Below are 23,111 nucleotides of genomic sequence, written 5' to 3'. Positions count from 1 at the left end.
TCAGATCTCCCCCAACTCGTTGCGTACCGATTCCAGCAGTTCGGAGACGTGCTGGTCCACGGCGTCGTAGGTCTCCGCCGCTCCCTCGATCCCGGTGGCCGTCGCCTCCACCGCCGCGTTGGCCGTCGCGATCGCCGCCATGCCCTGCACCTCGATCGCACCGATCAACGGCGTGAGGATGGGGCTGCACAGAATCCCGTACGCGTCCGTGCCGTTCAGCGAGACCTCACCAGCGGCGTCCTGCGCCGTGCCGATCCGGTCGGTCACTCCCTGAAGATTGCGCGCGTGCGCGCGGATCTCGTCGGTGTTGACGCCGAAGCGCTGTTCTCCCAAGGTTCACCTCCTGCGCTGGTTCAGCCAGTCGTACTCGTCGTACTGCTCCTCGTCGGCGTCCTGGCCACCACGAGTGGACGCGGCGTCCCCCTGCTCCGGTTCCACCGGGAACCGGTCGCGCATCCCGGACAGCACCGAATCCATCGTCTCGCTGTCCTGCCCCAGGACGGGTTCCATCGCTTCCCGCATCCGGTCCGTGAGCTGTGCCTGCGCCGAACGCACCGTGGTCAGGATCGTCTCGGAGAGCTGCTCCGGTCGCTGCCGCAGCGCACCGTCCTCCAGCCGCAGATCGGACATGTTGCCGTTCTGGTCGACGGTCACCCACACCGAACCGTCCCCACTGCTCGCTTCCCCCGACACCGCCGAAGCCGCGTCCTGGATGCGCTGCGCCTGCTGCATCTTGTCCTGGATCTGCTGCCGGAAACCGGCCAGCATCTCGTCCGGATCGGAAGGTGTGCTCACTGTTCCCTCGTCCTTTCACCCGATCGTGCTCCGAAGTCGTTCGGGAATACTACGGAGCGATTCGCAGCGACATGACACCAGACGAGTGACGCCATGTTGGGCTGAACGGATCATTCCGGACAGCGGATGCCCGACAGCGGATGCCCGACAGCGGATACCCGACAGCGGATACCCGACAGCGGGTGCCTGCGCGAAGCGGTACTCACCCGATAGGGCAGTCTGGTGGACGTGACTGACCCCGGGAACAGTGCCGAGCTGCCGATGGTGTCGGTGATCACCGTCAACTACCACGGCACCGACAGCACCATCACCTGTCTGAACGCGGCGCGGGAACTGGACTACCCGCCCGACAAGCTCGAAATCATCTGCGTGGACAACGAGACCTCGGCCGAGAACGCGGAACGGCTCGGCGCTCTCCACGGGGTGAAACTGCTGACTTCCCGGGAGAACCTGGGATTCGCGGGCGGTTGCAACCTCGGAGCGCGGGAAGCGAACGGCACCGTGCTGGCGTTTCTGAACAACGACGCGGTACCGGACCCGGGGTGGTCGCGCGCGGCCGTCGGGGTACTGCGTGCCGCACCGACGGTGGGAGCCGTGGCAGGCAAGGTGCTGGATTGGCAGGGCCGCCGGATCGACTTCGTCGACGGGGGTCTGACCTGGTTCGGCATGGGCTACAAGCGCCACGCGGGCGAGCTCGACGACGGCAGTCACGACGGCGCCCGCGACGTGTTGTTCGGCACCGGTTCCTCGCTGTTCGTGCGCGCCGAGCTCTTCCGAGCGCTGGGCGGATTCGACGAGCGGTTCTTCATGTTCTACGAGGACGTGGACCTGGGGTGGCGGCTGAACCTGCGCGGCTGGCGGGTGCGCTACGAACCGACCTCGGTGGCCTACCACCGGCACCACGAGTCGATGGCCGCGGTGAGTTCGGCACGCGAGCACTACCTGCTGGAACGCAACGCCCTGGCCGCGCTGTACAAGAACGCCTCCGAGGCGACCCTGGCGCGTGCGCTGCCCGCCGCGCTCGCGTTGAGCGTGCGCAGGTCGACCGCGCGCGGCGAACTGGATCCGCACCAGTTGGAACTGGACCGCAGGCCCGCCGATCCGCGCGAGGACGAAACACCCGTCCCCGTCGACCGGCAGACCCTGGCCGGGGTGCTGGCCATCGACCGGTTCGTCGACCTGTTACCCGAGTTCAAACGCGCCCGCGAGGTCGAACAGCGCGAGCGGGTCCGCTCGGACGCCGACCTGGTTCCGCTGCTGCGCAAAGCGATGGAACCCGCCTATCCGCTACCGCGTTACCTCGCGGCGCACGACGCGCTGGTGGAGGCCTTCGAACTGGAAACCGTCTTCGGGGGCTCGCGCCGGATCGCGGTGCTGACGGGGGACGCGATCACCGAGCGGATGGCGGGTCCCGCCATCCGGGCCTGGCACACCGCGGAAGCGCTCGCCGTGGAGCACGAGGTGCGGCTGATCAGCGTCAACGCCGAGGTCGCCCCCGTCGATGCGGACTTCACGGTGCTGCGCGCCGCGCCGCGCGACCTGCCGTCGCACGTGGACTGGGCGGACATCGTGGTGGTGCAGGGGCACGTGCTGGAGATGGTGCCCGCGCTTCGGCGGCAGGACTCCGGCACGATCGTCGTCTGCGACATCTACGATCCGATGCACCTGGAACTGCTGGAGCAGGGCAGGGACACCGACGAGCAGCGCAGGGACGCGGACCTGCGCGGCACCACCGAGGTGCTCAACAAGCAGCTGCGGCGCGGCGACTTCTTCCTCTGCGCCTCGCAGCGGCAACGGCACTTCTGGCTGGGTCATCTCGCCGCGCTGGGCAGAATCACGCCCTCGGTCTACGACGACGATCCGACCATGCGATCGATGATCTCGGTGGTGCCGTTCGGACTACCGAACAGGCCGCCGACTCGCACCGGGCCGGGCATCCGCGGGCAGCGGGAGGGCATCGGGGCCGAGAACAAGATCGTGCTGTGGGCGGGTGGGGTTTACAGCTGGTTCGACCCGCTCACCCTGCTGCACGCGGTGCACCGGCTGTCGGAGCACCACCCCGAACTGCGGTTGTTCTTCCTCGGGATGCGGCATCCCAATCCCGACGTCCCGGAGATGGGCATGGCGGACCGGACCAGGGAACTGTCCGATCGGTTGGGGCTCACCGACAAGCACGTCTTCTTCAACGAGACCTGGGTTCCGTACGACCAACGCCAGAACTACCTGTTGGACGCCGACTGCGGAGTCACCACGCACTTCGAACACGTCGAGACCACCTTCGCGTTCCGCACCAGGATGCTGGACTACCTGTGGGCGGGACTCCCGGTGATCACCACCGACGGCGACTCGTTCGCCGACCTGGTGCGGGACGAGCGGCTCGGCGTGGTCGTCCCGGCGGAGGATCCGCAAGCCCTGGCGAACGCCCTGGAACGGGTGCTCTACGACGAGCCGTTCATCCAGGGGTGCGAGGAACGGATCGCCGAGGTGCGCGAACGGTTCACCTGGGAGACGGCGCTGCGACCGTTGACGGAGTTCTGCCGCGATCCGCGTCCCGCCCCGGACCGCCTACCGGCGAGTGCGCCGCTGACGCGAACACCCCGACCGTCGAGGACCGCGGCGCTGCGCGAGGATGTCGGACTGCTGCGCGAATACCTGGATCAGGGCGGGATACGCGAGGTCACCAAACGTGCGGCGGGCAGGCTGCGACGAGTCGCCGGACAACGGCTGCGTGGCAGGGGAAACTCCTGACGTGCGGATAGTGCTGGACGGAACTCCACTGTTGGGAACGCGCACCGGGATCGGGCGCTACACCGCCCGCCTGAGCGAGGCGCTGGCCGAACTCCCCGGGGCGCGGGTGCGGCTGCTGGGGCTGACCGCTCGTGGCTGGTACGCACTGCGCGGGGCGGTCCCGCCGGGAACCAGGGCGATCGGCCCGCCGCTTCCCGCCAGGATGCTGGCGGCGTGCTGGTCGCGTTCGGAGTTCCCGCCGATCGAACCACTGGGTGGGCGCGGCGACGTGGTGCACGGCACGAACTTCGTACAACCCGCCGCGGTACGCACGCCGGGGGTCGTCACGATTCACGATCTCGACTTCCTGGACACATCCGCGAACGGGGCGAGCGGTGACGGGCGGGAGAGACTGGTGGCCCGCTCCGTGCGACGAGCGAGTGTGGTGTGCACCCCGACCTCGGCGGTCGCCGAACGTGTCGTGGCACGTTTCGGGATCAGTGCGCGGCGCACGGTGGTGACCCCGTTGGGGGTGGATCCGGAGTGGTTCGAGGCGCGACCGCCGGACCCGCGGGTACGGCGACAGTACGGACTGCCGGAGAACTACCTGCTCTTCGTGGGCGAGGACGGCCCGCGCAAGGGACTGTCCACACTGCTGGAAGCACTGGATCCGACGCTGCCGCCACTCGTCGTGGCGGGTCCGAGCGGCACGGGAGGGGAGGACTCGCTGCCGTCCGAGCGGGTGACGCGCACCGGCTATCTGCCGGAGGAGGAGCTGCGCGGTGTGGTGGCGGGTGCCGCCGCACTGGTACTCCCCTCGCGGGACGAGGGGTTCGGTCTGCCGGTCCTGGAGGCGATGGCCGCCGGAGTTCCCGTGGTGTGCAGCGACATCGCCGCGCTGCGTGAAGTGACGGCGGGTCACGCCCACCTGTTTCCGTACGGACGTGCCACGGCACTGCGCGCGGCGCTGCGTCGGGCCGTGGAGTCGGCCGGGGACCACGAATCCCGGGAAGCGGCACGTGGGCACGCCGCCGGGTTCACCTGGCAGGGATGCGCCGAAGCCACGATGCGGGCCTATCGACTGGCGCGGTCCTGACTGGATCTCACGACATTCGGCACCGCGACGGCTTCGGACCGGATAGGATCACCGAAGGTGGTCAGTAGTGAACCCCGGGTGTCGGCACGGTTCGGCGGGACACCGGGTGGATCCGCTTCGCGGGGGAACGGTGCTCTGGGCGCTGAGCGTGTTCGCGATGAGCGCGGGTACCGCGGTGGTACCGGTGTTCAGTGCCGAGGTTTACCTGGTTTCGGTGGTGCTGACACAGCACGGCCCGCCGTGGTGGGTGTTGGGTCCGGTGGCGGCGGTCGGACAGCTGCTGGGCAAGGCGGTGCACTACTTCGCCGCTCGGGGTGCCGTACGGCTGCCGAGGCTGCTGAACCGCGACGGTCGCCGCGAGGGGTGGCGATGGCCGCGCCGACTGGGCGGGTTGTGCCGACGACACCCCGTCGTCGGGGCGAGCACGGTGCTGCTCAGCGGCCTGATCGGCGTGCCGCCGTTCGCCGCCGTCGTTCTCGCGGCCGGGATGCTGCGAGTTCCGTGGCCGGTGTGGCTGCCCAGCGCCGCCACCGGCCGAGTGGCACGATTCTGCCTGCTGGCGGCACTTCCGGAACTACTGCGATTCGGAACCCCGTTGGCGGGTGCTCCACCCGCCTGAGCAGGCCAGCCGTCACAACCGCAGTAGTCCCGTGTGCACGGAACTCAGCTCGCGCCCCAGACGGCACCGTGCCGCTCGAAAGCCGCGCGCAGCGCTTCTCGCCAGTGCCGCAGCGGAGTGAGACCGCCCTCGGTCCACCGCCGATCGGACAGCACCGAGAACGCGGGCCGGGGTGCGGGCCGGGGAACATCGGCCGTGGCGACCGGACGCACTCGGTCGGGATCGGCGCCCAGCTCCTCGAACACCGCCCTGGCGAACTCGTAGCGGCTCACGCTGCCGGTGTTGGTGCAGTGCAGCACCCGCGCCGCGGGCTCGTCCCGGCGCGCGACCGAGTCGGCCAGTTCCAGCAGCCCACTGGCCAGGTCGACGGTCCAGGTCGGTGATCCGATCTGGTCCTCGGCAACCGAGACGGTCTCACGTTCGGCGCACAACCGGGCCATCGCGCTGACGAAGTTCGCTCCCCGCGCGCCGTAGAGCCACGCGGTGCGCACCACCCAGGCGCGGGGATGAGCGGTCAGCACGGCCTGTTCACCCGCCAGCTTGGTGCTGCCGTACACACTGCGCGGGCCGGTCTCGTCGGTCGGCTCGTAGGGCTCGACGGCGTCACCGGCGAAGACGTAGTCGGTGGACACGTGCAGCAGCGGCATCCCGCGGTCACGGCACAGCTTGGCGAGCTCGGCCGGAGCGCGCGTGTTGACCCGCTCCGCCGTCGCGCGGTCGGACTCGGCGTCGTCGACCGCCGTGTAGGCCGCCAGGTTGATGACCACCGGCCGCAGCCCAGCGTCGCTCGCGGCGTCGGCGAACGAGTCGACCGCGTCGGCGAGCATTCCGGAATCTGTGATGTCGAGTTCAGCGGAGCCGGGGGCGTGCAGCAGCCCCGCCGAGCCCCGACCGGCCGCCAGGTCGGCGCCGAGCTGGCCACGTCCTCCCGGGATCAGCAGTGCTGGTGGCGGCATCGACCTTCTCCTCGTCGTTCGGAATTCATGACTGGACCTGGTTACGTGGTCTGGTAGCCGTCACGTGAGTCGGCGCCTTGCCGCGTTGGGCCGGCTCTTGAGTAGCGACCTACGCGGCGAGCGGCCCGGCCTCGCAATGCATCCGACTCACGCACCGGGGCTCCATGCGCTGCTTACCCGCATGGGCGCTTCCCGACGGGTGCCGAGGGGGCACGGTGAGGGTGTGCCCGGCACTCAGGCGTGCTTGAGCGGTTCCCACCAGGCACGGTTCCGTCGATACCACTCCACCGTCTCGGCGAGCCCCTCCCGCAGCGAAACCGTGGGACTGTAGCCGAGCTCGGTGCTGATCTTGTCGTGGCGCAACGAGTAACGGCGGTCGTGCCCCTTGCGGTCGGTCACCGGCCGCACCATCGACCAGTCCGCACCCACTGCTTCGAGCAGTCTGGAAGTCAGCTCGGAATTGCTCAGTTCGGTACCGCCGCCGATGTTGTAGACCTCGCCCGGCTCACCGGATTCGGCTACCAGTTGTATCCCCCTGCAGTGATCGGCCACGTGCAACCAGTCGCGGACGTTGCCACCGTCGCCGTAGAGCGGAACCTCCTTGCCGTCCAGGAGGTTGGTCACGAACAGTGGGATCATTTTCTCGGGGTACTGGTACGGACCGTAGTTGTTGGAGCAGCGTGTGACGCAGACCGGCAGTTCGTGGGTTCGATGATAGGCCCTGGCCAGCAGGTCCGCCCCGGCTTTGGAGGCGGAGTACGGCGAGTTCGGTTCCAGCGGATGGTCCTCGGACCAGGATCCCTCGGCTATGGAGCCGTAGACCTCGTCGGTGGAGACGTGCACGAACCTGGTGACCTCGGCCGATACCGCCGCGCGCAGCAGGTTCTCGGTTCCGACGACGTTGGTCAGCACGAAGTCGCCACCCGCCGTGATGGAACGATCCACGTGGGATTCGGCGGCGAAGTGCACCACCACGTCGGTCCCCGGCAGCCACTCCGCGAGCAGTTCCGGATCGCGGACATCGCCCCGCACGAACCGCAGCCGGGGATGATCGGCCACTTCGGCCAGGTTCTCGGGGTTGCCCGCGTAGGTGAGCTTGTCCAGCACGACTACCTCGGCACCGTCGAAAGCCGGATACCCGCCCGTGAGCAGCTGCCGCACGTAGTGCGAACCGATGAAACCGGCTCCGCCGGTGACCAGGACTTTCATGACACCTTTCCCATCACGGTGTTCCGCCCGCGGCACGATCCCGGGGCCGCCGCGGCCATTCGAGTCTGTCATGCGGTTCAGCGGGTGAACTCAGCTGATACGCAACCCAACGTGAACGCTATACGTCACCCGGAAGGGTATAGGCCTCTTTTTCCCGCTACGGACCACGTACTGCCGTGATCAGCGTTAACCTACACACAGCGGCAAGGGCGGCGGACCTCCGCCGATGGCACCGCCCCGCTCAGAGCTCAAGGGGGATTCGGCGTGAACAACCGGCCACGACGAGCGGGTGGCCCGAGCGGGCGCGCCGGAAGGCCCGATTCCCGCCGGCTCCACGACACCGGCGACCGCGCTGACGGCAGGCGGCCCGAGGCCGGGGGGCGTTCCGCCGCACGACCGGGACGGCAGCACGAAACGAGAAGTACGCACAGTAGCCAGCGGGAACAGCGACAGGGCCAACCGCGTGACTCCCGACAGCCCCCGCCGCCGAACGACGTGTGGGACCGACGAGGCGGCCGGGGAGACGGCCGGGGAGGTGGTCGCGGGGGCCGTGCCCGGATCGCTCCCCGGATTCTGGTGCTGCTGCTCTCGCTCGTCGTGCTGAGCACCACCGGGTACGGCTGGGGCAAGGTGAGTCAGCTCGATTCCGGCCTGCGGGGCAACATCGACATCAACAACGAACGCGACTCGCCGGACGGCGCCACCGACATCCTGCTGATCGGCAACGACAGCCGCACCGACGCCCAGGGCAACCCACTTCCGGACGAGGTGCTGCGCGAACTCCGCGCGAGCGAAGGGGGCGGGAACCTGACCGACACGATGATCCTGCTGCGGATCCCCGACAACGGCAAACGCGCCCGAGCGGTCTCCTTCCCGCGCGACACCATGGTCGACATGGGCGAGTTCGGCGAGCACAAGCTCAACTCCGCGCTGAACCGGAAGCGCGTGGCGAAGCGGGAGGAGCTGGAGGCGCAGGGGGTCACCGACGAGAAGAAACTGAGCAGCTTGTCCGAGAAGGCGGGCAAGGAGTTCCTGATGGAGACCATCGAGGACTTCGCGGGCGTGACGATCGAACACTACGCGGAAGTGAACCTGCTCGGTTTCTACAAGCTCACCGAAGTGGTGGGTGGCGTCAAGGTGTGTCTGAAGAACCCGGTGGACGACCCGTACTCCGGTGCCGACTTCTCCGCCGGGGTCCACACCCTCTCCGAGGGGGACGCGCTGGCCTTCGTCCGACAACGACACGGGCTGCCCAGGGGCGACCTCGACCGGATAGTGCGACAGCAGGTTTTCATGTCGGGCCTGGCCAAGAAGATGCTCTCGGCGAACATGCTCAGCAACCCCGGCAAGCTGAACGATCTGATCAAGGCGTTGCAGGACTCGATCACACTGGACAAGAACTGGGACGTGCTGTCCTTCGCGAAGCAGATGCAGGGAATGGCCGCCGGTGACATCGAGTTCTACACCATCCCCGTGGAGATGAACGGCCCCAGCTCGGGGCTGCTCGCCGACCCCGACGAGGTGAAACGGTTCGTCGACGACCTGCTGCTGTCACAGCGCAAGCGCGAACAGGCGCGACAGGATGCCGAACAGGCCGAAGAGTTGCGCGCCGACACCGAGGTCAACGTCTACAACGCCTCGGGGGTTTCGGGCCTGGCCGGACGCGTACTGGACGACCTCGCCGATGAAGGATTCGACAGCGGGGTCGCGGCCAACGCGGAGAGCATGATGTCGGACTCGGTGGTGCGCTACACCTCCGGGACCGAGCGGGCCGCGAAGCTGGCCGCCGCGGATCTGGGAGACGTACCGGTGGAAACGGGCGAGGACGTGGCAGCGGGCACCGTCTCGGTGTATCTGGGGGACGACTACACCGGCCCCGGCACCCGCCGGTTCACCGGCGAAGGTGCTGTGCGGCTGGACGGCACGGCGCGGGCGCAGGATTCGGAAACCGACCCGAGCACCGACGAACAGCCGATCACGGCGGGAGGAGTTCGCTGCGTGAACTGACCGAGCTGTTTCGGCGGAGACCGTGGTCGGCCGCGATCCGGCGAGCAGCGCCGACACGGCAACGATAATCGAAATATCCTCACATGAGCTCGTCCTTCGCACGTTAACCTTGGACTCCCGGTTCCACACGCTGATCCGGAGTTCGGTGTGCGCCACTGTCCCGAGTGCGGTGTGGCGTGTCGCGGTCCCGACGTGACCACCGAAGGGAAACGGCCGCTTTCCAGGAGGACCCAAGTGGACGAGCCCGACACGCACGAGACGTCGTCGGAGGAGCCGCGCGACGAGGACGGGGCGGCGTCCGGTAACGCGGAGTCGGACTCGGACCTCCCGGAGAACGAGACGAAGAGCGGTTCGGACACCGGCGGGGAAGCGGCGGCTTCGAACGCTCCCGAGGCCGTCACCTCGACCGGGGGAACGGCAACCGCCGGTGGCCGCGGCAGCCGTGTGCTGCGCGGCACGGTCCGGATCACGATGCGTTCCCTGCTGGTGCTCGCCTCGGTGGTGACACTGGCCGGTACCGGACTGGGCTGGGCCGCGCTGGGAATGCTGGAGAACCAGTCCAACAAGGTCGACCTGCGAAGCGGTGACTCGGCCCGGCGGATGCCGGAGGACACCGCGACCGACATCCTGCTCGTGGGCAGCGACAGTCGTACCGACGCCCAGGGCAACCCGCTGCCGGACGAGGTGCTGGACATGCTGCGCACCGAGTCGGCCAGCGGGCTGAACACGGACACGATCATCCTGCTGCGGGTGCCCGACGACGGAACTGCCTCCACCGCCATCTCGATACCCCGCGACACGGCGGTACAGCGCGCCGGGGAGGCCAGGAAGATCAACGGGATTTACGGGCTTACCAAGGCCGCCAGGGAGGACGAGCTGCGCGCCACCGGTGACCACACCGCCGCGGAGATCGAGAAACTGTCCAAGCGGGCGGGGATCCGCGCGTTGACCAGCGCCGTGGAGTCGTTGACGGGCGTCGGGGTGGATCACTACGCCGAGGTGAACCTGCTGGGGTTCTACGAGGTCACCAAGGCACTCGGCGGGGTGAGGGTCTGTCTGAAGCACGCGACCAGCGACGAGAACTCCGGCGCCGAGTTCCCCGCGGGCGAGCAGACGATCTCCGGTGGGGACGCGCTCTCGTTCGTCCGGCAGCGGCACGGCCTGCCCAACGGCGACCTGGACCGGATCGTGCGGCAGCAGGTGTTCATGGCCGCCGTCGCGGACAAGGTGCTCTCCAGCGGAACCCTGACGGACACCGGCAAGCTCCGCGACCTGATGGCCGCGGCCCGCAAATCAGTGGTGCTGGACAGCGACTGGCGAGTGCTCGACTTCGTGCGAAGGATGCAGTCACTGGCCTCCGGCGACATCGGCTTCGTGACCATCCCGGTCGAGGACACCACGGCACGCAACTCCGCGGGGCGCAGCATCGTCAGTGTCGACGAGGAACGGGTGCACGAGTTCGTCGCGGACTTCGGCCACGACGTCGCCGGGACCACTTCGGACTCGAACAACGGTTCACCCGGCGCGTCGTCCCGACCCGGTTCGACCCAATCCCGACCCGGTTCGACCCAGTCCCGACCCGGTTCGACCGAACCGACGCATCGGATGACGGGGAATCCGCTGGTACGGCTGGACGGCGTGCGGGCCGCTCCGGCGGAATCCCCGCGGCGGGAGATCACCTCCGAAGGAATCCCCTGCGTCCACTGACAACGGCTTCCCGCCCCGGCACGGCGGAGAGCGCGTGACTCTCTTATAACTCATAACGGAACTTTGCGTAGCCGGTCGGGTAGCCGTCACGTGAGTCAGCGCCTTGCTGCGTTGGAGGGCACCTCGAGTAGCGATCGGGTCAGCTCTATCAACTGGAGGTGGAGACATCGAGTAAGCACCTCCCCGGTGGGTTAGCCTGCCCCCATGAGCGTCACCGCGACCCTGCTGTCCCCCCTGCTTACCAACGGATCCGCGCGTCCACTGATCACGCACTACGACGAGGCCACGGGAGGCAGGATCGAGCTCTCCCGCGCCACGGTGGGCAACTGGGCCGCGAAAACGGCCAACTGGCTGACCGAGGAACTCGACCTCGAACCGGGCATGTCGGTGGCCGTTCGACTGCCCGCCCACTGGCAGACCGCCGGGATCCTGCTCGGAGCCTGGTGGTGCGGTGCTCGCGTGACGGACTCCCCTGCCGGAGCCGAGGCGGCGTTCGTACCGGGGCAACGGGTTTCCGAGGGCAGCGGAGCGCACACCGTCGTCGCGGTGGGGCTGGACGCTCTCGGGGGATCCGTGGCGGGACTCGACGACAAGGTGTTGGACTACGCCTCCGAGGTACGGATACGCGGTGACGAGTTCAGTCCACCGCTGCCGGTGCCCGACGACACTCCCGCGTTGTTCGACTCCACTGTGGACGAGGTGATCGAGTCGGCGCGGCGGAGTGCCGCGAACTCGGGTATAGGCGAGCAGGACCGGGTGCTTTCCACGCTGGACTGGAATCTCCCGAACGGGGCGGTGGACGGTCTGTTGGCCGTACTGGCCGCGCGGGCATCACTGGTACAACTCGCCGGACTGCCGGAGAGCGGGAACACCGAGCTGCTGGACAAGCGGCGCTCCGACGAGAAGATCACGGTGGAGCTGGGTGCCGAGAGCTGACGGGACGACAAAACCGGATCCGACACGTCTCGCAATTTGCATTACTCGCAAGTAGCATCAGGGTGTGTCACATGCGACGCGGACGCTGTTCGAGACCGACGGAACCGGATTCGTCCCGACCGAGGCCGCTGGAAACCCTTGGGGCGAGCTGACCGGGGGCGGGCCGGTGGCGGGACTGCTGGCGCGCGCCATCGAGCGCGCGGCGGCCGATCCCGAGCTGTTCGTGGCCCGGATGACCTTCGACCTGATGCGTCCGGTTCCCCGTGAACACGTGGCGGTCTCGACCCGCACACTGCGGTCGGGCAAACGCCTCCAGGTGATCGAAGCGGAACTGAGCAGGGGAGAGGAGACGCTCACCCGGGCGACCGCCCAGCTGCTGCGGCGCAGCGAGCTGGACGGGCCGAACTCCACGTCGGTTCCGCCGTTCACGGGCCCGGACGGGATCGCCGACGGATCGCTGATCCCGCCCGAACTCGGGCTGCGCTGGGGAGTGCACGACGTGGTCGACGTGCGGTGGATCGACGACCAGAGCAGCCCGGACGCCAGCAGGGTGTGGATGCGGATGCCGGTGCCGCTGTTGCCGACCGAACCGATGACCCCGCTGGTGCACACCGCCACCCTGGTGGACTGCATCAGCGCGGCCAGCCCGATCGGCGAGCTGTTCGGCCCCTGGATCAACACCGACATCACCTGCTACCTGCATCGTGAGCTGGCCGGCGAATGGCTCGGCATGGAGATCCGCCGGGACGTCGAGACCAGTGGCATCGGGGTGGCACGAGCGCGGCTGTTCGACATCTACGGCCCGATCGGCACGGCCCAGGAAGCGGTGCTCGTCAACGAGCTCGGCTGAGTGGGGCTTCCCGGTTCCGCACGGCGTTGACTCTCCTACTCCCCGCCCGCGACCCGCTCGCGCAGCGCGGAGTCCTTGTCCAGCACCTTGGTCTCCAGCTCGTCCTGGAACCGGCTCATCCGATCGCGCAACCGCGCACCGAGCTCTCCCGAGTCGGCGGCCAGCGTGCGCACGGCCAGTAGCCCGGCGTTGCGGGCGCCACCGACGGACACGGTCCCCACCGGGATACCGGCGGGCATCTGCACGATGGACAGCAGCGAGTCCATCCCGTCCAGGTACTTCAGCGGCACCGGAACACCGATCACCGGCAGCACGGTGGCCGAGGCGACCATGCCGGGAAGGTGAGCGGCACCGCCCGCCCCGGCGATGACGACCCGGATCCCGCGGTCGGCCGCACCGCCCGCGTAGTCCAGCATCCGCTGCGGAGTGCGGTGCGCCGAGTACACGCCCACCTCGTAGGGGACGTCGAACTCGCGCAACGCCTCCCCCGCTTCGCGCATCACCGACCAGTCCGAATCGCTGCCCATCACCAGGCCCACCAGCGGCGTCCGCTCGTCGGACTCCACCAACGCTTCCTCCCGAGGTCGTCGAAATCGCTTTCCCGCTGAGCCTAGATGCCCGGACGCGAGTTCGGTCGGGTGGTGGAAACCAGCGGGGAACCGCTACTGGTGGTCCTGCGGTGCCGCAAGGGTCTGCTGCTCGGTCACGGTCGCCAACGCGTCGACGCAGGCACGGATCGCCGGACGCTCGGAATCGGTACGCCAGACGGCGAGCACCTGCCGCTGCAGCACCGGCCTGGTTCGCACCACGGCGACTCCGCCGGGCACCGAATCGCGGGCCAGTCTGGGCACCAGAGCCGCCGCGAGATTGGCTGCCACCAGTTCGAGCTGGGTGGGATATCCCGCGACGTTGCAGGTGATGCGCGGCTCGAACTCCTGGGCCCGCAGGGTCTGCACCAACCACTCGTGGCAGGCTGTCCCGGTGGCCCAGCTCACCCACGGAGTGTCGGCCAGTTCGTGCAGCGAGACCGTGGTGCGGTGGGCGAGACGGTGCTGCTCCGGCAGCGCGACGTCGGCTGTGTCGGTGCACAACCTGCGGTAGCCGACCTCGGCGGGCAGCTGCGCGGGCAGCCTGTCCCAGCTCTCCAACACCGCCAGGTCGAGCTCGCGCCCCACCAGGGCGGGCAGGGTCTCCTCCGCCTCGCCCTCGCGCAGCGTCACCTCCAGTCGAGGGTGCCTGCGGTGCAGCGCGCTCAACGCACCGGGAACCACCGCTCGCAGCACGGTGGAGATCGAGCCGATGCGCAGCGGGCCGAGGATCTTCTCGCTGAGGCCGTCGAGGTCGGACTGCGCCTCCGACATCCGCGATAGGATCTCCGAGGCGTGCTTGGCCAGCACGTGACCCGCGGCTGTGAGGCGGACGCCGCGACCGTGCTGCTCCAGCAGTTGGTGTCCTGCCTCACGTTCCAGCTTGGCGAGCTGCTGCGAGACCCCGGAGGGAGTCACGTGCAGTACCGACGCCGCCAGTGCCACGGAGCCGTGCGCTGCGACGGCGTGCAACGCACGGAGTCGTTCCACATTGAACACGGAAGTGATACTACCGAATTCCGACCAGAAACATTCGATTGTGCTGAATATTTTCGACCCGCATCGTTGAAGTCATGAGCGCCCCCGACACCGAACGACGTCCTGCCGAACGCACCACCGCCCTCGACGCACGACTGGTACTGACGATCGGTGCCACGATCCTGTCGGGCTCCGCGCTGTTCATGCAGCTTTCCGGCACGACCGCGGGCACGGCGGCGTTCTTCCGCTGCCTGCTCGCCCTGCCGGTGCTGCTTCCGCTGGCGCTGCTCGAACGGCGTCGACTCGGCGGCCGGGCTTTCCGGTGGCAGGCGCTGGATCTGCTGGCGGGGTTCTTCCTGGGACTGGACCTGGTGCTGTGGGGTGAGTCCATCATCAACATCGGCACCGGCATCGCCACGGTGCTCAACAACGTCCAGGTGCTGGCGGCACCAATGCTGGCGCTGCTGATCACCCGGGAACGACTCTCGACGGGTTTCCTGCTGGCCACACCGGTGATGCTGGCCGGGGTGGCGCTGGTGGGCGGCGTAGCGGACAGCCAAGCGTTCGGCGATGCCCCCGCCTATGGCGCGCTGATGGGAGCCGCTTCGGGAGTGGCCTACGGCGGCTATCTCTTTCTGCTGCGACTGGGCGGTACGCGGCACGCCAGGCACCGCTTCTCGCCGGTCTGCCTCGCCTCCGCTTCCGCCGCCGCCACCGCGCTGCTGCTCGGCGGACCGTGGCAGGGCGTGGAACTGGCGGTAGGCTGGCCCGCCCTGGGCTGGCTGGCCGCGCTCGCACTCTCGTCACAGGTCACGGGCCTGCTGGTGGTGGGCTCGGCACTGCCTCGGGTACCGAGCAGTGTCGGCAGCACCCTGTTGCTGCTGCAACCGGTGCTGGCCGTGCTGTGGGGAGTGCTGCTGCTCGGGGAATCACCCACGTGGTGGCAACTGCTGGGGTGCGTACTGGTGGTGGGGACGGTGTGGTTCACCAGCCGTCGAGTGCGCTCCTGACGCACCACGCGTTTCAGTGATCCGCGGCCGCCCCGGGCCGCGACGGCCCGGGGGGACGGCGAACTTCGATCAGGAAGAGCCGCCACCGTCACTGCTGCCCCAGCTGCACTTGTGCCGCGTCGGGTTGTCCGTCTTCCAGTCCGGGTTGGAGAAACGGTCGGACTCCATGTTCCACTCCGGCTCCTTGCGCCCGAACGCGGCGTGGCAGTCGAACTGCTGGCGCAGGGTGTCCAGGTTCGGGAAGGTCACGCAGTTCCGCAGATCGCCCCAGGCGGCCCCGACCGAGGGGTGGGGGACGCGCAGGGCGTGCGACGGAACCATGTTGACCTTGAACATGTCGCCCCTGTTGTCCACCGAGGCCTTGTCGATCAGCAGGCTGCCGCAGGAACGCCAGCCCTGGTCCGGTGGAAGCGGGGCGGCTTGTGCCTGACCCGCGGCCGGTCCCGCACCCAGCAGTGTGGCGGCCAGCGTGGTGACCGCCACGAGTGCGAACCGTTTCGTCGCGCGGGCGGTCCCGGTGGATCCGAGCATCTTTACGCTTCTCACGCTTTCGGCGGACGCGGTGTCTCACCGATGTCGGTCGAGCACGGAAGCGAGTCGCCGGAGCGGGCCGTCCCGATTCGGGGGAGGCGGCCACGAGCCTCGGAGGACGTCCGAGACTCACAGCGATCCCTCACAACACTCGATGACCGCCGGTGGTTCTAACAAGTCCGAATCGCACGGAAAACCACGTTCGCCACATCGGACCGTTTCACGCGCGAATCTCATCGGATCCGGTTACCACGAAAAGAGCAGAGCAGCCGCCGGACCGAATGAAGGTTACGCGGGGAAGAGCTCAACCTTCTCGCAATGCTGCCACGAACTCGCGCCACCGTAACGGGTCGAACACCAGCACCGGCGAGGCATCACCCCGCTTGCTGTCCCGCACACCAACCACGTCGAGTGCCGAAGCGACCTCTACACAGTCGCGCTCCGGATCGCTGTGACTGGACTTGCGCCACCCCGTGAACAGATGCTCAGCCTGGGGAAACATACTTTCCTTTCGCCTCCCGAATCATCTCCAAGGAGCGTTCCGGCGATATCGCGGTAGCGATGATGTGACGCCAGGCCCGCTGGTACTGCTCCACCATGTAACTGTCGTCGATATAGCGGGCTTCGCCGAGCAGGTCCAGATGAACAAGCCCGGGATGCCCCCGCAACGGCTCGGGAAAGTTCATGGAGGAAGGCCTGAGCAACCTACTGCGCGAAGGTACCGAAGCACTCCACGAACTCCGGCGGAAGCGGCACGGCTGATTCCTCCCGCTCGAACGGCGACCGGGCCGGGATCTCTCTTCGGTACTCCCAGCGCCGAACCGATGCCGCCATCGCTCGGCCCGGGCGTCGATTTCTCGCGAAATCGCCGCGCCGGAGCAACGCAGGCCGAACTCCGACCGCCCCACAAGCCGAACTCCCACCACTTACGCCATCGGCACCGCCGCGGGTTCTCCGGTGCGGCTCTCGCGAGGAAGGTCCGACGTTGTGTAGGTCGCTACCCGATGTCGGGCCTCCCCGCAGCGAGAGCCGTGCCAGAGGTTCCGCCAAGCGACCAGTTACGAAGACCGGCCCGCCATCGACCGGATTCAGTGGATGGAGTAACCATCGGGCCACTCGGCGTGCGCGAGCCAGTGCGCGGCCAGCCGCGCCCGCTCGCTGACCTCGTCCATCCGCTCGCCGAGCATGTTTACGTGACCGACCTTGCGCCCGGGCCGCTCGGTCTTGCCGTAGAGGTGGAGCTTGGCCCCGGGGAAACGCGCGAACAGGTGATGCACCCGTTCGTCCACGCTCATCCGCGGCTCGGTGGGAGCGGCCAGGATGTTGCTCATCGCCACGGCGGGCGCGGTCAGCTCGGTGGTACCCAGCGGGTAGTCCAGCACGGCCCGCAGGTGCTGCTCGAACTGCGAGGTCCGCGACCCGTCGATGCTGAAGTGTCCGGAGTTGTGCGGTCGCATCGCCAGCTCGTTGATCACCAGACCGTCCGCGGTCTCGAACATCTCCACCGCGAGCACGCCGACCACACCCAGCTCGTCGGCGATGCGCAGCGCGATGTCCTGCGCCCGCTGCGTCAGCTCCTCGGAGGCGTCGGGTGCCGGGGCGAGCACTCGCACGCAGATGCCCTCGGACTGCACGGTCTCCACCACCGGCCAGGCACCCCCCTGCCCGAACGGCGAGCGGGCGACGAGCACCGCGAGTTCCCTGCGCAGCGCCACCCGCTGCTCGACCATCAGCGGCGCCCCGGCATCGAGCAGTTCGGCGGTGGTGCGGCGCGCGCCGTCCGGTGTGTCCAGCACCCACACGCCCTTGCCGTCGTACCCACCGCGCGCGGTCTTGAGCACGCAGGGCCAACCGTGCGCGGCGCCGAACTCCAACACGTCGGTGACGCTGCCGACCTCCGCGAACGGGGGTACCGGCAGTTCGAGGTCACGCAGCTTGCGTCGCATCACGAGCTTGTCCTGGGCGTGCAGCAGCGCGTCCGGCCCGGGATGCACCGCCACACCTTCGGCGGCGAGCGCCCGCAGGTGCTCGTTGGGGACGTGTTCGTGGTCGAACGTGACGGCGTCGCAGCCTTCGGCGAACGTGCGCAGCGCGGCGAGGTCGGTGTGCGAGCCGATCTCGATGTTCGGCGCGACCAGTGCGGCCGATTCGCCCGAGGAGGCCGCCAACACCTTCAGTGATTGACCGAGCCCGATGGCGGCCTGGTGTGTCATGCGCGCGAGTTGACCGCCACCGACCATGCCGACGACGGGAGTTGCAGTGCGGTGGTCCACAGCCCGGATAGCCTACCCGTTCGAGGGACCGGACCGAGCGTCGGTATCCCCACCGCAACTCCCCCGCCGCGGGTTCGACAACGCGATCAGCGACTCAGCGGAGCGAGGCGAGCAGTTCGCAGGCCCCCGAGTACTCGGTCGGCAGCGGCGACCGGCGAATTCGCACGGCGCTGCCGGAGTCGTCCAGTGCCCGCGCCAGCTCCGGATCGGCCAGCACGCGCTCGTTGATCGCGGTCTCGGCGCGGGAACAGCGTTCCGTCAGCCACGTGTCGTCCCTCGTGAGCACCACGGGTGTGGACTCGCGCAGCAGTGACACGGTTTCACCGGCGTCGAACACGTCCCGCAGCACATCGGCGGCCAACACCACCGCCATCAGCCGCGCCCACCGGTGATCGTCCCCCGGCAACCGGAGCGTGACGACGAGCAGCGCGTAGCTGTCCCGTCCGGGAGACGTCGCCGATCCGGCTCCGGCGGCCCGGGTCTCGCGGTACACCTCGTACAGCCGCATCCGCAGGTAGGACAGCGTGCTCAGCCCGGTCAGCGCGTCGGTGACCTCCCGGGCCGCCGAGCGTCCCGCGACGACGTCGGCCCATGCCAGCGCGGCGCGGCGCAGCAACCACGTGGGGACGTCGTCGCACTCCTCGCTGACCAGGGCGGTGCCGGTGTCCTCCCGCGAGAGCACGGCGTGCAGCACTCCCAGGTCCCGCAGGGTCTCGTCCAGCCCGATCCCGGAATCCGCCCGCTGCGCCGCGAGCTCGTCGACCGCTTCCCCCGGATCGTGGCCGCTTATCACGGCCTCGCACACCCGGTCGACCGCCGGACAGGCCCAGTCGCCGGGAAACGGCCAGCCGGAGGCCAGCGTCGCGCCACGCCACCGGGACCGCAACGCGCGGTGGCGTTCCGCCCCGCCCGCGACGCTCGTCGCGCGACCGGACGGGATCGCCCGTGCGCCGCGCTGCCCCTGATCCGAACCGCCTTGCCCAGGATTCGAATCCCACGGTTGCGCCGTTCCGGGGTCGTTCGATTCCCCGCCACATCTCGGCTGTTCGGGTGATTGCTCCCTCGAAGGTTCCATTCTTCCTCCCCTTCTGGTGACTCCCCGCCGTGGGGACGTCCCGGGGAGTGGTCCGTGACGGTGATTCGAATAGCGTTCACCCGGAGAGTTCGATCACAATAACCGCTGAGTACAGTGCTGATCACGCCGCGGACACGCCGCGAGCCGTCATCGACACACACCGAGGGGAGCGTACGGCGTGGGCACGGATCCGAACGAGTTCGAGGACGCGGGTGACAACGAGCTGATCGAAGCCGTTCGTGGAGGTTCCACCGCAGCGTACGGAGTGCTCTACGAGCGTCACAGTGTCGCGGCCCACAGCATGGCTCGCCAGGTGGCCAACGACTCGTCGGAGGCGGACGACCTCGTTTCCGAGGCGTTCGCGAAAGTACTCACCGGGCTGCGTTCCGGTCAGGGCCCGAACACGGCGTTCCGGGCCTACCTCCTCACGGCGGTCCGCCGTACGGCCTACGACCGCACCCGCAAGGAGCGCAGAGTGCGGTATTCGGCCGACGTGGGCGCCGAGGACGGCGCGGACGTGAGCGTGCCGTTCACCGACACGGCGGTGGCGGGTCTGGAACGCTCGCTGGCCGCGCAGGCGTTCAACAGGCTGCCCGAACGCTGGCAGACGGTGCTGTGGCACCTGGAGATCGAGGGCGAGTCACCGTCCGAGGTGGCCCCGGTCCTGGGGCTGACGTCCAACGGGGTCTCGGCGCTGGCATACCGGGCGCGCGAGGGGTTACGACAGGCATACCTGCAGGTTCACCTCGGCCAGCTGGAATCCGACGAGGCGGAGTCGCAGCAGTGCCGCGCCACCGTCGAGCGGCTGGGTCAGTGGACCAGGGGCGGGCTGTCCAAACGGGAGTCCGCGCAGGTGGACACGCACCTGGACTCCTGCACGAGCTGTCGCGCGCTGTCCGCCGAGCTGGGCGACGTCAACGGCGGTCTGCGGCTGGTGGTCGCGCCGTTCGTCCTCGGCACCAGCGCGGCGGGATATCTGGCGGGCAACTCGGGAACGGCCGCCGCTGCCGGGATCACCGCCGGAGGTGCGGGAAGTACGGGTGCCGCCGGTGCTGTCGGGGCGGCGAGCTCACTGCCCCGGCAGATCGTGGGGACGACCGCCTCGACCGCCGCGATGGTCGTCGCGGTGGCTCTCGGCCTGGCGGCGGGTGGTCAACAACCGAATCCAGCGGCCGCGGCGCCTCCCACCTCGGAACAACCCACGCCGCGCCCCGAACCGCCCGCACCGGAACGACCGACGCGGCAGCCCTCCGATCCACGACCATCCCCCGAACCGAGCCCACCTCCCGAGAAGGCTCCCCCGCCGGCACCCGAGCCGGGGGAGCCGAACCTCGTGGCGTCCGGGCCGGGACAACCGGTGCACCTGATCGCGGGTGGTGATCCCGCCGAGCTGCCCATCACGATCGGCAACAACGGGACGGGAATCTCCGAACCGATCACGGTGCGTCTCGCGCTGCCGAGGGGGATCAGCGCCCGTGTCCCCGGCGTGACCGACGGCTCGGGAGCCGACGGGCAACCGGGCAGCGGTGCCGCGAACACCGAACCGGCGTGGGCGACAGCACGTTCGGCGAACGACCGGAACACGGTGGCTCCGGCGGGCATCGGGAACACGGCGAGCCTCGCGGGCGGAGCGCTCCGGGCCGAGCCCGCGGTGTCCGGCTCGAACGGGACAGGTCCCGGCCTCGATTGCACTTCCGAGGGTCGCTCCATGACCTGCACCACCGAACGCGGGCTGCGGGAAGGCGAGGAGCTGCCGCTGGACTTCCGGGTTCGCGCGGACAGCACCGCGCGCAGCGGTGAGGTGACGGTGAACATCACGAGCGCGGGCGGGCTCTCGCTCTCGCTGGCCGAGGTGCGTGTCCGGGTGAAGCCAAGCACCGAACCGGGCATAGCACTCACGACGGACAGCTGGAGCGGGGCGTTTCCCTGGAGTGGCTCGCGAGTGCGCGCGCACGCCCGCAACACCGGGGACACCACCGGAACGGCACGGGTGGTGTTCGAACTTCCGGAGGGTACCCGAGCGGTGACGATCCCCTCGGGATGCGAACGCGCGGGTTCGACGGTGCGCTGCTCGGAGCGCCTGCGGCCCACCGAGACCACCGAATTCGCGGTGTGGCTGTGCGACTCCCGCTGGCTGTCCGCACGCCCGCTGTCCGAGGAGGGACTGCTCGACGAGTCGCCGGCCGAGTGGTCGCGTCCGACCCGGCTCACGGTCAGCGCCGAACTGGCCGACGCCCGCGACAACGAACGAGTCACCCTGGAGCCGTGGTGGTCCCGGCTGCCGGACTACTGGAAACTGCCGGAACACTGGAACACGTCGGAGGGCTGGAACACGTCGAAGGACGGGGTGACCACCGAGCAACGGCCGAGCGGGCCGGATGACGGCTCGGACAGTGGTGTCCCACAGGGCTCCGAGAACGGCAGGGAACCGGCGAACTCGAACTCCGGTCCCCACGGATCGCCCGAGCCGAGCACGGAGCCCGGAACCGATCCGGATGCCCCGAATGGAAACAGCGCGGGACAGTCCGGCGGTTCCCCGCACGAGAGTTCCCCCGCTCCCGACTCCCCGGGATCCGACACGAACAAGCCGACACCGCCGACGACGGAACACGAGGGAACGAGCGGCCCCGAACCGCCCGAAGCCACCGAGGAACCGGAGCCGCGACCGCCGGAGCCCTCCGAGGGCGGCGGGCAGCGGGAGTCGGAGGAGTCGGACAGCGAGGACTCGTCCGGGTTCGACCTGGAGAACTTCCTCGACGGGCTGCCCTACGTCGGAGCCTCGGACTGAGCCCACCGTGGCAGTGCTCCGATCCGGCGCGGCGATTTCGCGAGAAATCGATGCCCCGGAGGCTCCGAGGCCATGAGGTGTGACACTCGACCGGAGGGAACTCGCGTGTGTGGCGGGGTGCCAGTGGCGCCACTCCGTAGACTCGTCGGGTGTCGGTAGTCGACGAGGTGCTCACCCAACTCCCCCGCCCGCTACGGCAGCTGGCGCTGCGATATCGCGAGCTGTTGAAGTTCGCGATGGTGGGCGCGAGCACCTTCGTCATCGACACGGTGATCTTCTTCGCGCTCAAGTGGACCGTGCTGGCCCCGAAGCCGGTCACGGCCAAGGTCGTGGCCGTGCTGGTGGCCACGATCGTGTCCTACGTCCTCAACCGGGAGTGGGCGTTCCGCACCCGCGGCGGCAAGGAACGCCACCACGAGGCCAGCCTGTACTTCCTGTTCAGCGGTATCGCGATCGGGCTCTACGCCGCACCGCTGTGGGTCTCCAGATACCTGCTGCACCTGCAGACGCCCTACACCACACCGCTGGTCGAGGAGATCGCCGACTTCACCTCGGGCCAGATACTCGGCGTGCTGCTGGGTATGGCGTTCCGCTGGTGGGCCTTCCGCCGCTGGGTCTTTCCCACCCGGGAAACGGAGACCACCGAGTGCCCCACCCAAGACGTCACAGAGCTCTCCAACGTCGAGCCCTTCCCCATCGAACGAACCAACGTCGAACGAACCACCATCGAGCGCGCCGCGGGTGAACGAGCGACCGCCGATCACTCCACCGGGGAACACGGTGCCACCCCGAGCGGCGCTTCCCACGGATCGGCCGAGGAGCACGACATCTCCCGTCCTGCCGCCGGGTGAGACCGCCCCGGAACCGGGTGGACCCCACCGAGGGATCCACCCGGGGATCCACGCACGCGGGGGGCGAGGTTTCGTGCGTGGATCGCGGGAACCCGACCACGGCGCCGGACGAGGGC

21 protein-coding genes are annotated in these 23,111 nt (G+C 68.9%); 10 read left to right on the top strand and 11 right to left on the bottom strand.

What is annotated here, in order from left to right:
• A complete protein-coding gene (locus tag BM394_RS05860; protein WP_092974822.1) occupies positions 1-333 on the bottom strand; it encodes a type VII secretion target in 333 nt (110 codons plus the stop codon).
• 3 nt (positions 334-336) lie between these two features.
• Entirely contained in the window at positions 337-795 is a 459-nt protein-coding gene (locus tag BM394_RS05855) for a YbaB/EbfC family nucleoid-associated protein (protein ID WP_092974819.1), read from the bottom strand.
• A gap of 261 nt (positions 796-1,056) precedes the next feature.
• On the opposite strand from BM394_RS05855, the gene BM394_RS05850 reads away from it, so the two are divergent.
• From BM394_RS05850 to BM394_RS05840, 3 genes are all read left to right on the top strand, one after another.
• Entirely contained in the window at positions 1,057-3,543 is a 2,487-nt protein-coding gene (locus BM394_RS05850) for a glycosyltransferase (RefSeq protein ID WP_092975189.1), read from the top strand.
• Positions 3,482-4,618, top strand: coding sequence for a glycosyltransferase family 4 protein (locus BM394_RS05845; protein ID WP_245780002.1), 1,137 nt, complete (start codon positions 3,482-3,484; stop codon positions 4,616-4,618). Before BM394_RS05850 ends, BM394_RS05845 begins: the two co-directional genes overlap by 62 nt.
• Before the next feature lie 67 nt (positions 4,619-4,685).
• Positions 4,686-5,237 carry a YqaA family protein gene (locus BM394_RS05840; protein ID WP_245780001.1) on the top strand — a complete coding sequence of 184 codons (552 nt, stop codon included), beginning with the start codon at positions 4,686-4,688 and terminating at the stop codon, positions 5,235-5,237.
• A 44-nt stretch (positions 5,238-5,281) separates the two neighbouring features.
• Here BM394_RS05840 and rfbD read toward each other — a convergent pair whose 3' ends face one another.
• Both rfbD and rfbB read right to left on the bottom strand, forming a co-directional pair.
• On the bottom strand, positions 5,282-6,193 hold the full coding sequence (rfbD, locus tag BM394_RS05835; protein ID WP_092974816.1) for a dTDP-4-dehydrorhamnose reductase: 912 nt from the start codon (positions 6,191-6,193) through the stop codon (positions 5,282-5,284).
• 234 nt (positions 6,194-6,427) lie between these two features.
• Positions 6,428-7,402, bottom strand: coding sequence for a dTDP-glucose 4,6-dehydratase (gene rfbB, locus BM394_RS05830; protein ID WP_092974813.1), 975 nt, complete (start codon positions 7,400-7,402; stop codon positions 6,428-6,430).
• Between the two features lie 576 nt (positions 7,403-7,978).
• On the opposite strand from rfbB, the gene BM394_RS05825 reads away from it, so the two are divergent.
• The 4 genes from BM394_RS05825 (at position 7,979) to BM394_RS05810 (ending at position 12,902) form a co-directional block, all read left to right on the top strand.
• Positions 7,979-9,409 carry an LCP family protein gene (locus BM394_RS05825; protein WP_245780000.1) on the top strand — a complete coding sequence of 477 codons (1,431 nt, stop codon included), beginning with the start codon at positions 7,979-7,981 and terminating at the stop codon, positions 9,407-9,409.
• A gap of 234 nt (positions 9,410-9,643) precedes the next feature.
• Positions 9,644-11,116 carry an LCP family protein gene (locus BM394_RS05820; protein WP_245779999.1) on the top strand — a complete coding sequence of 491 codons (1,473 nt, stop codon included), beginning with the start codon at positions 9,644-9,646 and terminating at the stop codon, positions 11,114-11,116.
• Between the two features lie 204 nt (positions 11,117-11,320).
• A complete protein-coding gene (locus BM394_RS05815) occupies positions 11,321-12,052 on the top strand; it encodes a TIGR03089 family protein (RefSeq protein ID WP_092974811.1) in 732 nt (243 codons plus the stop codon).
• A 64-nt stretch (positions 12,053-12,116) separates the two neighbouring features.
• Complete coding sequence (locus BM394_RS05810) at positions 12,117-12,902, top strand: thioesterase family protein (RefSeq protein WP_092974808.1); 786 nt, start codon at positions 12,117-12,119, stop codon at positions 12,900-12,902.
• 35 nt (positions 12,903-12,937) lie between these two features.
• On the opposite strand, the gene purE is transcribed toward BM394_RS05810, so the two are convergent.
• On the bottom strand, positions 12,938-13,429 hold the full coding sequence (purE, locus tag BM394_RS05805) for a 5-(carboxyamino)imidazole ribonucleotide mutase (protein WP_092975178.1): 492 nt from the start codon (positions 13,427-13,429) through the stop codon (positions 12,938-12,940).
• A 135-nt stretch (positions 13,430-13,564) separates the two neighbouring features.
• A complete protein-coding gene (locus BM394_RS05800) occupies positions 13,565-14,488 on the bottom strand; it encodes a LysR family transcriptional regulator (RefSeq protein ID WP_092974805.1) in 924 nt (307 codons plus the stop codon).
• Between the two features lie 74 nt (positions 14,489-14,562).
• Between BM394_RS05800 and BM394_RS05795 the strand changes: the two genes are divergently transcribed.
• A complete protein-coding gene (locus BM394_RS05795) occupies positions 14,563-15,477 on the top strand; it encodes a DMT family transporter (protein WP_092974803.1) in 915 nt (304 codons plus the stop codon).
• 69 nt (positions 15,478-15,546) lie between these two features.
• Here BM394_RS05795 and BM394_RS05790 read toward each other — a convergent pair whose 3' ends face one another.
• From BM394_RS05790 to BM394_RS05770, 5 genes are all read right to left on the bottom strand, one after another.
• On the bottom strand, positions 15,547-16,008 hold the full coding sequence (locus tag BM394_RS05790; RefSeq protein ID WP_092974800.1) for a DUF2599 domain-containing protein: 462 nt from the start codon (positions 16,006-16,008) through the stop codon (positions 15,547-15,549).
• A gap of 304 nt (positions 16,009-16,312) precedes the next feature.
• On the bottom strand, positions 16,313-16,510 hold the full coding sequence (locus BM394_RS05785) for a DUF397 domain-containing protein (protein ID WP_092974797.1): 198 nt from the start codon (positions 16,508-16,510) through the stop codon (positions 16,313-16,315).
• Positions 16,494-16,694 (bottom strand): Scr1 family TA system antitoxin-like transcriptional regulator, encoded by a 201-nt coding sequence (locus BM394_RS05780; RefSeq protein WP_139235149.1) that lies wholly within the window; start codon positions 16,692-16,694, stop codon positions 16,494-16,496. The genes BM394_RS05785 and BM394_RS05780 overlap by 17 nt, the downstream gene beginning before the upstream one ends.
• Positions 16,695-17,096: 402 nt before the next feature.
• On the bottom strand, positions 17,097-18,281 hold the full coding sequence (locus tag BM394_RS05775) for a 5-(carboxyamino)imidazole ribonucleotide synthase (RefSeq protein WP_092974791.1): 1,185 nt from the start codon (positions 18,279-18,281) through the stop codon (positions 17,097-17,099).
• Between the two features lie 94 nt (positions 18,282-18,375).
• Positions 18,376-19,356: a hypothetical protein gene (locus tag BM394_RS05770; protein WP_217643368.1), complete on the bottom strand. Its 981-nt coding sequence runs from the start codon at positions 19,354-19,356 to the stop codon at positions 18,376-18,378.
• A 178-nt stretch (positions 19,357-19,534) separates the two neighbouring features.
• On the opposite strand from BM394_RS05770, the gene BM394_RS05765 reads away from it, so the two are divergent.
• Both BM394_RS05765 and BM394_RS05760 read left to right on the top strand, forming a co-directional pair.
• A complete protein-coding gene (locus BM394_RS05765; protein ID WP_092974785.1) occupies positions 19,535-22,144 on the top strand; it encodes a sigma-70 family RNA polymerase sigma factor in 2,610 nt (869 codons plus the stop codon).
• A gap of 149 nt (positions 22,145-22,293) precedes the next feature.
• On the top strand, positions 22,294-22,995 hold the full coding sequence (locus BM394_RS05760; RefSeq protein WP_245779996.1) for a GtrA family protein: 702 nt from the start codon (positions 22,294-22,296) through the stop codon (positions 22,993-22,995).
• Positions 22,996-23,111 lie beyond the last annotated feature (116 nt).

It is taken from the genome of Actinopolyspora lacussalsi subsp. righensis (assembly GCF_900116555.1).
GTDB lineage: Bacteria > Actinomycetota > Actinomycetes > Mycobacteriales > Pseudonocardiaceae > Actinopolyspora > Actinopolyspora lacussalsi.
The sequence above is the reverse complement of the archived record's forward strand: the minus strand, read 5'-3'. Positions and strand labels throughout refer to the sequence as shown.